At 50.3% G+C, this 12,439-nt stretch carries 10 protein-coding genes; 1 reads left to right on the top strand and 9 read right to left on the bottom strand.

Annotated features, from left to right (window positions below; translation table 11 throughout):
- Positions 1-19 precede the first annotated feature (19 nt).
- From IX31_RS04480 to ppsR, 8 genes are all read right to left on the bottom strand, one after another.
- Positions 20-799: a heme ABC transporter ATP-binding protein gene (locus tag IX31_RS04480; protein ID WP_034455962.1), complete on the bottom strand. Its 780-nt coding sequence runs from the start codon at positions 797-799 to the stop codon at positions 20-22.
- Positions 792-1,754, bottom strand: a complete 963-nt coding sequence (locus IX31_RS04475; RefSeq protein WP_051880540.1) for a FecCD family ABC transporter permease — start codon at positions 1,752-1,754, stop codon at positions 792-794. Before IX31_RS04475 ends, IX31_RS04480 begins: the two co-directional genes overlap by 8 nt.
- A 35-nt stretch (positions 1,755-1,789) precedes the next feature.
- Positions 1,790-2,605 (bottom strand): heme/hemin ABC transporter substrate-binding protein, encoded by an 816-nt coding sequence (locus IX31_RS04470; RefSeq protein WP_034455961.1) that lies wholly within the window; start codon positions 2,603-2,605, stop codon positions 1,790-1,792.
- Positions 2,602-3,633 carry a hemin-degrading factor gene (locus IX31_RS04465; protein ID WP_034455960.1) on the bottom strand — a complete coding sequence of 344 codons (1,032 nt, stop codon included), beginning with the start codon at positions 3,631-3,633 and terminating at the stop codon, positions 2,602-2,604. The genes IX31_RS04470 and IX31_RS04465 overlap by 4 nt, the downstream gene beginning before the upstream one ends.
- Positions 3,634-3,642: 9 nt before the next feature.
- Positions 3,643-5,619 (bottom strand): TonB-dependent hemoglobin/transferrin/lactoferrin family receptor, encoded by a 1,977-nt coding sequence (locus IX31_RS04460; protein ID WP_034455959.1) that lies wholly within the window; start codon positions 5,617-5,619, stop codon positions 3,643-3,645.
- Between the two features lie 88 nt (positions 5,620-5,707).
- Positions 5,708-5,872 carry a hemin uptake protein HemP gene (gene hemP, locus IX31_RS04455; RefSeq protein ID WP_034455958.1) on the bottom strand — a complete coding sequence of 55 codons (165 nt, stop codon included), beginning with the start codon at positions 5,870-5,872 and terminating at the stop codon, positions 5,708-5,710.
- Positions 5,873-6,075: 203 nt separating this feature from the next.
- Positions 6,076-7,122: a 3-deoxy-7-phosphoheptulonate synthase AroH gene (gene aroH / locus IX31_RS04450; protein ID WP_034455957.1), complete on the bottom strand. Its 1,047-nt coding sequence runs from the start codon at positions 7,120-7,122 to the stop codon at positions 6,076-6,078.
- Between the two features lie 159 nt (positions 7,123-7,281).
- Positions 7,282-8,115, bottom strand: coding sequence for a posphoenolpyruvate synthetase regulatory kinase/phosphorylase PpsR (gene ppsR / locus IX31_RS04445; protein WP_034455956.1), 834 nt, complete (start codon positions 8,113-8,115; stop codon positions 7,282-7,284).
- 285 nt (positions 8,116-8,400) lie between these two features.
- Between ppsR and ppsA the strand changes: the two genes are divergently transcribed.
- Entirely contained in the window at positions 8,401-10,812 is a 2,412-nt protein-coding gene (ppsA, locus tag IX31_RS04440) for a phosphoenolpyruvate synthase (RefSeq protein ID WP_034455955.1), read from the top strand.
- Positions 10,813-10,858: 46 nt separating this feature from the next.
- Here the strand turns inward: ppsA and IX31_RS04435 are convergent, their stop codons facing one another.
- Positions 10,859-12,259 (bottom strand): glycoside-pentoside-hexuronide (GPH):cation symporter, encoded by a 1,401-nt coding sequence (locus IX31_RS04435; protein ID WP_034455954.1) that lies wholly within the window; start codon positions 12,257-12,259, stop codon positions 10,859-10,861.
- Between the last annotated feature and the right edge of the window lie 180 nt (positions 12,260-12,439).

The following is a 12,439-nucleotide window of genomic DNA, read 5'->3' as shown; positions in this document are numbered from 1 at the left end:
GCGTCATCCGGCGAAGCGATCACTGCTGTAACCACACCTGGGGTACAGGGTGTTCTGGATGATTGAACACCCGTAAATCCGCCTGATACCAATGTTGCAACGTCGATTCGTTCAACACATCTCGCGGAGTGCCATTTGCCACCAGCTTCCCTTCATGCAGCAATACAATCCGGTCAGCCCAAAGTGCGGCAAGATTCAAATCATGCAGCACTACGCAAACCGACAACGTTCCCATCAGCGATAAACGTCGCAGTAAACGTAAGATATGTTGCTGATGATAAAGATCGAGCGCAGAGGTGGGTTCATCTAAAAACAGCCAGCCGTGGGGTTTCCCATCAAGCCACAGCTGAGCCAATGCACGAGCCAGCTGCACGCGCTGCTGTTCACCGCCAGAAAGCTGGCAGAAATCGCGCCCGGCAAGCGTATCGCACCCCGTTAGTGCCATCACTTCCTGAACGACAGATTTAGTCTCTTTCTCCGGCCACGGCGCACGCCCCATAGCAATCACATCTTCAACGGCCCAGCTAAAGGCCATACCGCTGCGCTGGCGCATGACCGCACGTTTACGCGACAGGGCATCTCCAGACCATGCTGTAAGTGGGCGTCCAGCAAGAGAAATTTCACCCTCATCTGGTGGCTGAAAACCGGTCAGCACTCGTAGCAGCGTAGATTTTCCTGCACCGTTAGGGCCGATTAGCGCCACGACTTCACCGACAGCCAGCGTCAGATTAATGTCATCGAGCAATTTTCGCTCGCCTGGGCGAAACGTAACGTTTTTCGCCTGCAGCAAATCATCCATCACTTTCCCTCCCAGGGCGGAAGATCATGGCTAAAAACCATGGGCCGCCAAGCAGGCTGGTCAGCAGGCCAACGGGCATTTCAGCGGGGGCAACCAGCGTGCGGGCGAGGGTATCAGCAACCAACAAAAGCATCGCACCCGCCAGCACTGAGCCGGGAATCAGCCAGCGATGATCGGCACCTAGCCACATCCGTACTAAGTGCGGCACAACTAAACCAACAAAACCAATCACACCGCTTACGGCGACGGATGCTGCGACTAACAATGCACTTAAGATGAGGAGTTGCCGTTGGGTTTTTTTGACGTCTACACCAAGATAATGGGCTTCTTCATCTCCAAGCTGTAACAGGTTAAGGCGTCTGGACAGAAACGCGATGGCCAGCGAAGCCGGGAGAATAAACGAAGCAGTAGCAAGCAAGGTTGACCACTGTGCTTGCCCAAGACTCCCCATTCCCCAAAGCGACAATTGACGCAATTGGGCATCGTTACTGATCCAGGAAAGTACACCGACAGCCGCACCGCATAATGCATTTATGGCGATCCCCACCAGCAACAGCCGGGATAGACTGTTGTTACCCTGGCGACTTAAGAAGAAGATCACCAGCGTAACCGCGAGACTGCCAACAAATGCTGCAAGCATTGGAACATATAATGCGAGGACTGCCGGTAGCGCTAGCGGCAAGACCACAGAAAACCCAACCGCAAGTGCAGCACCGCTACTGATCCCAAGTAAACCCGGGTCAGCAAGCGGGTTGCGAAATAGCCCCTGCATGACGCAGCCTGAAAGCGCCAGTGCGCCGCCGACAAGCGTTGCAAGCAACACTCGCGGCAAACGAATGTTAAGCCAGATATGGCGCAGCGCCTCATCCTGGGCTTGCCACAACACGGCGATGGAAAGACGCATTGCACCTAAATTGGCAGCGACCAAAGACAGAGCCAATAACGCCAGAATCATAGCGAACAGGGCTCGTTGAGGCAGGGGGCGACGTATCAAGGCAATTGCTCCGCTTTATGGCGTAATGCAAGGATCGCATCTGGTGTTTGCAGGCCGAAACCGAGCAATGCCATATCGTCCACGACTAACAACTGACGAGTTTTCCCAGCGGGAGTTTGCGCAAGACCTGGCAGTTTCCAGACGTTATCTTCACCACCCAGCGTTTTCACACCGTCGGCTGTGACCAGTACCAATTGCGGTTGGCTGGCAATAACGCCCTCCTGCGACATTGGCTGATAACGTTTGAAACCTTGCATCGCATTTTGCAAACCCGCGGCGCGAATCGCAGCATCAGCCGCCGTCTCTTGCCCGGCAGCCATGGCAGTCATGCCACCGTGACTCATGATGAACAGCACTTTCACCAGCAATGGTTTTTCAGGAATCGACGCCAGTTTGCTATGCACTTGTTTGCGCAAAACATCACCCTCGGCCGTTTTCCCCATCGCTTGAGCGACTGCGTCAATTTTCTCGTCGATAGCATCCAGCGAATTACTCGCTGGAATAGTGACTACTTTCACGTTGCTACTGGCGACTTGTTCAAGCGCGAGTGAAGGTTTGGCCTGCGCACTCGCGAGTACCAGCGTCGGGCGCATAGCCAGAATCCCTTCGGCATTAAGCTGGCGCAAGTAACCGACATCCGGAAGCTTTGTTGCAGCCTCCGGATGGAGGCTGGTGCTGTCCCGGGCGACCAGTTGGTCACCCGAACCTAATGCAAAGGCAATTTCCGTTACGTCGCCACCAATTGCCACCACTCGTTCATTGGCCGCGGCAATCACTGGCATTGCAAGCAGAGCAATTAACCAGCGTTTCATGCGGCCAGCCCTTTGCTTACCAATGCTTCCAGCTGTGAGCGCCACTGCTGCTGCTCAGGTTCGCCTTCGGTACGTTGGCCGTAAAGCTGCGCGATTTGCGTGCCGTCAGCCGCAAACAGTTCCAGGCTCGTTACAAAGCCATCACCACTTGGTTTACGTGTCACCCAGCTTTCAGCGATGGTGTCTCCCATCAAGTGCAAGGTGAATTGCGGGTTGAAGATGTTGATCCAGTTATCCATTGGCACAACTTTTTCCACCTTGCCGGTGAAAATCTGCACGGTGCCCTGGTTGCCAACGAAGATCATAATTTCATTTTGATCCTGTTTAGCCTGAGCTAACAGCTGCGCCAGTGCGCTGTTATCAACCTGGCAGGCCAGATCTTCAGCAACCAGGCGGAATGCCTGCTGGCGAGTCAGCTGGTGGCGTTTGAGCAGACCAAAGAACTGATGCACATCACGCAGGCTACGCCATTCGGAATCAACCTGTTGGCCATCCACCGCAGGCGTCATCACGTTTTCTTGTACCGCTTGCAGCTCAAGCTCCGGGTTATCGGCATAGATAAACTTCGCAAGCATATCGCCCCAGGCCGCGAAATCGGTATTGTCGGTGGTATACACCTTCAGCAGCGCATCGCCCTGATGGTCAAAGAACTGAATACTCTGACGCTCGCCGCGAGCGGTTTCTTCACGGATGTGGAAAGCGAAAGCCCATTGGTTCAGAAACAAACGCAAATCCAGAGCTCGCGGGTTAAGAACCAGCCCTGCGTGACCGTGAAGTTGTTGGTTTTCAAAACGCCCAACATGTTCATGCACCGCATATTCGTTACGGCAAATGGATTTGATTTCGCCAACACTTTCAAGGGAGGCGAGAATGTCGCGAACTTCACCTTTTAAGCGCCATGCATCATGCCCTACACGAGCATGAGTCAGTTCGGCCTCGCTGATGCTCATCAGTTTTGCGATATCGCGAGCATATTTTTTAGGGTGCTGTTGTTTGAGCTGCAACCAGTTTTCATAATGCTGAGTCATATTGCTTCCTTACCATTGATAACTAACGAAGATTTTGCCGTTACGGCCATCTTGTGGGAGCCCCTGTGGCGACCAGTATTCCTTATCAAAGGCGTTACCCAGTACCAGGGAAGTGGTTAGCCCGCGTAACTGCTGCTGGCCTGTATAGCTGACATAGAAATCGTTCACGCCGTAACCTGCCTGGGCGCTATAGCTGCTGCTGATGTGCGTTGAGCGTTCAGCAAAAGTGCCCACCCAGCCCACGGAGAAACCGCTTTGAGCAACGGGTATATCCAGAATGCTGGTGACCGTGTCCGGATTAAGGCTTGAAATCCAGTCACCTGTATCGGTGTCTTTACCACGGGTGCGGTTGTAGGCCAGATCTAAACTGAACCACGCACTGGTGTATTTCGCCGTCATATCCCAACCCCAGATTTTGGCATCAGGGACGTTATAGGACATGGTGGTCGCTTTGGCGAAATCGACGGTGGTAGAAATGTAGTCTTTTGCTTTGGTGTCGAAGTAGCTGGCTTTAAATTCGAGGCCATCTTCAGCCAGCATTAGATCGTCAAAGCGTAAGCCAAAACCGTACTCCTGCGTTTCGTTAGTTTCCGGGCGCAGATTTGGGTTCGGAACCCAGTAGTTGGTGTAACGCGTGCCGATAGAGAAGTGTTTGGCGTCGTTATACATTTCGCCCATGGTCGGGGCGCGGAATGCCTGCGCATAAGAACCAAACAGCATCAGCCAGTCGGTTGGTGTAATGGATAACGCACCACGGGATGACCATTTATCTGCATTTACATCGTCATAGCCATCACTGCTGCCGCTGTAATTGTCATATCGTGTACCGGCTAACAGGGAAACAGGCAGATCGCGCAGGGTGATTTCATCCTGTAACCAGCCGGAGCCAAAGTCGATGTTGGCCTGCGGGAAACCTGTGGTGTTGCCGCCTGGTTTTTGATCCTGACGATAATACTCACCGCCATAAGTCAGCAGGTGGGCTGCGAAACTGTCGGTAAATGCGCGGCTGCGGTTTTCGACTTTTCCGCCTGTTGTCGTTTGTTTGCGGAATTCAGCACCATCAGTTTGGCCCTGCGCGTTGATACGCGCTTCAGACCAGTAAGCAGTAGCATCGGCATTCAGCCAGTCGCTTTGGTCTGGCCCAATGTGGTACTTCAGCTGTGCATCACGCTGAATGGTTGAACGATCAACCATCGGGTTACTCGGATCTGCATTGGTGGTTTGCGGGTTTTTAGGTTCCTGCGCGGCGTTATTGTAATAACGCACAGAACCTGCAAGAGATTGCGCCGGATCGATATACCAGGTGCCTTTAGTCAGGAAGTTGCTGATATTTTCATCATTTGGAGCCGTTTCACCATCACTCTGGCGAATGTCGCCACGGTCGCGGCTCGACCAGGCAACCAGTCCATCGAGGTTATCCATGCGGCCAAAGGCGCTGGCACCCATTCCGACACTGTGATCGCCCGTTGCACCGCTACCAAACACGCGGAAACCACTGTTCTGACCTTCATATAGCAAATCGCTGGCATCTGCTGTTTCATAAGAAATCACACCGCCGAGTGCGCCGCTGCCGTACAGCAGAGCTGCCGGGCCGCGCACCACTTCGATACGCTTGATTAAAGCCGGGTCAAGAAACGTGCTGTTAAGGTGCCCGGTGTCCGTGCCCTGACGGACGCCATCAACCAGCATCAACACGCCACGGCGATCGTAACCGCGCATGCTGACGTCCTGGCCATTGGTGCGGCCGGTGCCGGAAACAGTGATTCCTGGCACGCGGCGCAACATGTCGGCGGCAGATGATGAGGTTTGGCTTTCAGGGGTAGTTGCGTCAATCACGGTGACCATCATTGGCGCTTCAAATGTACTGCGTTGGTTGCCGGTGGCTACCACGGTCATTTGATCATCTTTCGCGAAAGCGGGCAGGGCAGAAAAAACCGCAACAGTCAGTAATGACAGACGGAAGCCGACTGTGTGTAAAGCAGGCATGCGCAAATCTCCATAGGAAAATTTAAAAGCGCTGGCTGCCTTGGAAACACCTGGGTGGCTTGCGTAATTTTGGGGCTAAATTTAGGGATTATTTGGTCAGGATTAACTTCCCGGCCTGAGTCTGACGTAACTGGTATTGCTGGCCTTCGTGAACAATAACCACACGCCCGTCAGGGCCGAGCAAAAGCTTGCTGTCTATCTGACGTGGGCCAGCCGCAGATTGCGGATTCGTAGGGGTGAATGCTTTATCCATGTTTCACTCTGTTTACAAATGACAATCAATGTAACAATGATAATCATTATCAATAAACTATGTTTCATCATCAAGTGTTATTTGTAAGAAATTTGTGAATGGATCAATTTTGAGCGAAAGAGAGAAAAAGGTCGGATGTTGCTTACGCTAATCCGACCGGGGAAAGGCGGTTGTAGGGTGGATGATTGTTATCCACCGAAAATTTAGAAACGGCTCTCTGTTGCCTCTGCAAGCATATCGAGCAGCGTTTCTGTATCTTCCCAGTTCAGACAAGGGTCGGTAATTGATTGGCCGTACACCAGTGGCTGCCCTGCAATAATTTTCTGTGTGCCTTCACGAATGAAGCTTTCAGCCATCACACCGGCAATCGCCCGCGAACCGTTGCGAATTTGATTACATACATCTTCGCAAACTTCGAGCTGGCGGCGGTGTTGCTTCTGGCAGTTACCATGGCTGAAATCAATTACCAGCTGTTCTGGCAAATCAAACTCATGCAGGCTGTCGCACGCCGCGGCGATATCGGCTGCGTGGTAGTTTGGCTGTTTTCCGCCGCGCATGATGATATGACCGTACGGGTTGCCGCTGGTTTGGTAAATGGTCATCTGGCCGTGTTTGTCCGGCGAAAGGAACATATGGCTGGCGCGGGCGGCACGAATGGCATCAACTGCAATACGTGTGTTTCCATCGGTGCCATTTTTGAAGCCGACCGGGCATGAAAGGGCAGAGGCCATTTCACGGTGGATCTGACTTTCGGTAGTACGTGCACCAATCGCGCCCCAGCTAATCAAATCAGCAATATACTGCCCGATCACCATATCGAGAAATTCGGTCGCTGTTGGCACACCAAGCTCGTTGACTTGCAACAGCAAGCGACGCGCCTGCTCGATACCGTGATTTACACGGTAACTACCGTTTAAATCGGGATCTGAAATTAACCCTTTCCAACCCACAACTGTGCGCGGTTTTTCAAAGTAAGTACGCATCACGATTTCAAGACGGTGCTGATGTTTCTCACGCGCAGCCTGCAATCGATGGGCGTAATCCATGGCCGCATCCAGATCGTGGATCGAGCAAGGGCCAACAATCACCAGCAGGCGATTGTCTTCGCCATTAAGAATTTTTTCGATACGACGACGTGAAGCCGTTACATTTTGTGCAACTTCCTGGGATACAGCCAGACGCTGTGCTAACTCCGCAGGTGTTACCAGACTATCGATGCGCGCTGTACGCAATTCATCTGTTTTATTCATTGGGTGTCTCAGAAATTTTGTCTTCAGCTCGGCAGGAGTACCGGGAAGTGATGGCAGTCACGATAAACCAATTTATGTTGAATTCAACCGTAGAACTGAATCGTAACCACCAGATTCTGTACACCCTACCATACAAAATTGCACCTTTGAACTAGTTTGTTAGTACATGCGACGATTTAAGCCCATGATATCGAGGATCTTAGTCGCCATCTCTTCAACGGAGTAATTGGTACTGTTGAGATAGCGAATCTGATTTTTACGAAACAGGGCTTCAACTTCAGCCACTTCAAGGCGGCATTGGCGCATCGACGCATACCGGCTATTTTCACGGCGCTCTTCACGAATTGCTGCAAGACGCTCTGGGTTGATAGTCAAACCAAAGAGCTTATGTTGCAAAGGTTTCAACACTGCTGGCAGCTGAATATTATCCATATCGTCGGCTATAAACGGGTAGTTTGCCGCCCGAATACCAAACTGCATCGCAAGGTACAAACTGGTTGGGGTTTTGCCGCAGCGTGATACGCCCAGCAAGATAACCTGTGCTTGATCGAGATTGCGCATTGAAATGCCGTCATCATGCGCGAGTGTGTAATCAATGGCAGCAATACGTGCATCATATTTGATTAAATTGCCCGGATTCAGGCCATGAGTTCGGTGAGCAATCGGCGTCGGTTCCAGCTTTAATTCCTGCTGTAAAGGGGCGACCAGCGCTTGCACGATATCCTGACAAAAACCCTCACTTTGCAAAATAATATCGCGAATTTCGGGTAAAACGATGGAGTAGAAGACGAGTGGGCGCACGCCAGATTGCAGATAAATAGCATTGATTTGTTCTTTCACTGCATTGGCCCGGCTTTCGTTTTCAACAAACGGCAGCGTGATGCTGTTAATGGCAACAGGAAACTGCGACATAACCGCGTGTCCAAGGACTTCTGCGGTAATCGCGGTGCCATCGGAAATATAAAAAACTTGCCTGTCTGCTGAGTTATCCATTTTTTATTCCTGAAATGTTTCACATAGGCTGAAGCATAAATTAAAACCTTCCATCCTGGATCAATCTCATTTCATTTTTAAAACTGAAACATGGTTTTTATTTTTAATGAAATGTATGGTTCATTTTTATTTTCCCGATAAACCTTTATTAATATAGGGATTAAATTAAGAATCAACAAGTTAGGTAAAAGGTAAATATATCTGAAAATTTCAAATTTTTATTTTGCTTGAACGATTCACCCGTTTCACTCAGGCCGCCAATTATGCCAATCTAAAAGGGATGTAATGTATTTCTCATTCATATATCACAAAAGGATTGTTTCGATGTCCAACTCGTCACCGCTGGTGCTTTGGTATAACCAACTCGGCATGAATGATGTAGACAGGGTCGGAGGCAAAAATGCCTCTCTGGGTGAAATGATTACTAACCTTTCAGGCATGGGTGTTTCCGTGCCGAATGGTTTTGCCACCACGGCCGAGGCATTTAACCTGTTTCTTGACCAGAGTGGTGTGAACCAGCGTATCTATGAATTGCTGGATAAAACGGATATTGACGATGTGACGGAGCTTAGCAAAGCTGGTGCGCAAATCCGCCAATGGATAATCGATACTCCATTCCAGCCTACGCTTGAAAAAGCCATTCATGACGCCTACGAACAACTTTCCGCAGACGATGCTGATGCCTCTTTTGCCGTGCGTTCTTCTGCAACAGCTGAAGATATGCCAGATGCGTCGTTTGCCGGACAACAAGAAACTTTCCTCAACGTACAAGGTTATGACGCGGTACTGATTGCCGTGAAGCATGTCTTTGCTTCTCTGTTCAACGACCGGGCTATCTCGTATCGCGTCCACCAGGGTTATGATCACCGCGGCGTGGCGCTCTCGGCAGGCGTTCAGCGCATGGTTCGCTCAGACCTTGCATCTTCTGGTGTGCTCTTCTCCATCGACACTGAGTCTGGTTTTGACCAGGTGGTGTTTATCACCTCCGCTTATGGCCTGGGTGAAATGGTGGTGCAGGGAGCGGTTAACCCGGACGAATTCTACGTTCACAAGCCAACATTAGCTGCCGGTAAACCATCAATTGTGCGCCGCAATATGGGCTCGAAGAAGATTCGCATGGTTTATGCTCCAAGCCAGGAGCATGGCAAACAGGTGTGCATTGAAGATGTGCCACAAGCTGACCGTGATAAGTTCTCTATCACGCCTGAAGAAGTGCAGGAACTGGCAAAGCAGGCTGTACAGATTGAGAAGCACTATGGCCGCCCGATGGATATCGAATGGGCAAAAGATGGGCACACCGGCAAGCTCTATATCGTCCAGGCGCGTCCGGAAACCGTGCGTTCTCAGGGCCAGGTCACCGAGCGTTACCAGCTGCATGCTCAGGGTAAAATTATTGCCGAAGGGCGTGCTATCGGCCATCGCATCGGTGCTGGCCCGGTTAAAGTGATTCATGATATTAGCGAGATGAATCGCATTCAGCCAGGCGACGTTTTAGTCACTGACATGACCGACCCTGACTGGGAACCGATCATGAAAAAGGCGGCGGCGATTGTTACCAACCGTGGCGGGCGTACTTGTCACGCAGCGATTATCGCGCGTGAACTGGGAATTCCTGCAGTCGTCGGTTGTGGTGATGCCACTGAACGGATGACGGATGACCAGAACGTGACAGTCTCCTGCGCTGAAGGGGACACCGGTTATGTTTACCAGGAACTGCTGGATTTCAGCATCAAAAGCTCCACAGTAGATACCATGCCGGACCTGCCGCTGAAAATCATGATGAACGTCGGTAACCCGGATCGTGCATTTGATTTTGCCTGCCTGCCGAACGAAGGCGTGGGGCTGGCGCGTCTGGAATTTATTATCAACCGTATGATTGGTGTGCATCCGCGTGCGTTGCTGGAGTTCGACCAACAAGAGCCTGCCTTGCAGAACGAAATCCGCGAGATGATGAAAGGCTACGACGATCCGGTTGAGTTTTACGTCGGTCGTCTGACTGAGGGGATCGCCACACTTGGCGCGGCATTCTGGCCAAAACGTGTGATTGTCCGTCTTTCTGACTTCAAATCTAACGAGTACGCCAATTTAGTTGGTGGTGAGCGTTACGAACCTGAAGAAGAGAACCCGATGCTAGGTTTCCGTGGCGCAGGTCGTTACATCGCTGATAGCTTCCGCGACTGTTTCGCCCTGGAATGCGCTGCGATGAAGCGTGTGCGTAACGAAATGGGCTTGACCAACGTCGAAGTTATGGTGCCGTTTGTCCGTACAGTGGCTCAGGCAAAAGCGGTGGTTGAAGAACTCGAGCGCCAGGGTCTGAAACGCGGTGAGAACGGGTTGAAAATCATCATGATGTGTGAGATCCCATCGAATGCCTTGCTGGCCGATGAGTTCTTACAATATTTTGATGGCTTCTCCATTGGTTCAAACGACATGACTCAACTGGCATTGGGTCTGGATCGCGATTCCGGCGTGGTTTCGGAGCTGTTTGATGAGCGTAACGACGCAGTAAAAGCATTGCTGTCGATGGCGATTAAAGCGGCGAAAAAACAAGGTAAATACGTCGGTATTTGTGGTCAGGGTCCATCCGACCATGAAGATTTTGCGGCCTGGCTGATGGAAGAGGGGATCGATAGTCTTTCTCTGAACCCGGACACCGTGGTGCAAACCTGGCTGAGTCTGGCAGAAGCGAATAAATAATTACTTTGCTGTAGAAAGGGCCCCTCATTTCTGAGGAGCCCTTTTTTTACGATGAGACTTTTGGACTTAACGTAACGGGAATGTCATTTTCGCTCTGGAATTTACCCACCCGCAAATCACCAACGATACTATTCATTTTGTCTTCGGTCAGTTTGTAATAACGAATCGATATCGCAGTAATTATGTAGAAAACTGCCGGTAGTACTGTAAATAGAATTAACACACCACGTACAGCTTCGGCCGATTGCTGCTCAACACCAGCCTGATAACCAAACCAGGCCAGGCCCCATCCGGTTAATGCGCCCCCAATTGCGACACCCAGTTTAATAATGAAGATATTCGCTGCAACGTTCATTCCGGTGATACGGCGTTGGGTTTTCCACTCGCCGTAGTTATTTGCATCGGTAATCATCGACCATTGCAGTGGAGCATTGATGCCTTGCAATATATTAAGCGCAATGTGTACCAGGAAAGCCGGGACCCAGTAGTTGGTTGGAAGTACAAGGAACAATAACCCGACTAATGCGCTCAGCACATTTACCCAAATAGAAGCACGGATTTTACACATCCAACTGCCAAGGGTTTTTGCAAATAAACTGCCGAATACTGCGGCGATGGTAGTCGCAAGCATAAACATAGAAATAACGCCACTACCCTGATGAAGGATATATTGTACGAAATAGACCAATAAACTCCCTCGCACCACAACACCGCATAACATCGCCAGGTTATAAACAGACAAAATACGCCACTGGTCATTTTTTAATAAAACTTTCAGATCGCGCATAATATTCAGGTTTTCTTCTTTTACTGGTGTAATACGTTCGCGGGTGGTGAAGAAACAAACCAAGAACATCACGCAGCCAATAACACCAAAAATACCCATCGCCCACTGCATACCCGCGGCTCTGTCTGTTGGGGAGATGAAATCAGCCAGCGGCAGAATTAGCGCGGTACCCATTGCACCACCGATTGGAGCAATGGCAAAACGCCATGATTGCAGAGAAAGGTTTTCCTTTGGATCAGAGGTAATTGCAGCACCCAACGAGCAATATGGAATATTTATGGCGGTATACATTAATGTCATGAATATATATGCGAGAACGGCGTAGACAATTTTACCGGTTTGGTCAAAACCGGGCGTTGAATAAACCAACACACAACTTACCGCAAATGGTACACAAATTATCAATAACCACGGACGGAATCGGCCCCAGCGACTTTTTGTTTGGTCGGCAATGGCGCCCATAATAGGATCCGTAATCGCATCCAGTACCCTGACGACCAAAAATAAAGTCCCCATTACTGCTGGGGGTAAGCCATAAATATTGGTATAGAAATAAGCGAGAATGGCAACTGAAGAATCAAACACGATGTGACTTGCCGCGTCACCCAGTCCAAACCCCAGTTTTTCTTTGATGGTAATTTTTTCAGTTAATACCGACATACATTCACCTTTATAAGAGTCGGAACATGCCACTAGTTATATGTGGTGAATCTGAACAGGAGTATTGTAATTTTTAATTTATGTTTTATGTTTCTTATCAATTGTGACGGGGTTATCTCTTATCCCATTCTCTTTGTAGTGAATTTTCCTTATTTCATGCATATTTTTGAACCCCATCAC

The sequence above is a fragment of the Buttiauxella noackiae genome, from assembly GCF_000737905.1.
Lineage (GTDB): Bacteria > Pseudomonadota > Gammaproteobacteria > Enterobacterales > Enterobacteriaceae > Buttiauxella > Buttiauxella noackiae.
Note: the sequence above shows the minus strand (reverse complement) of the source record. Positions and strands in the feature narration are given on the sequence as shown.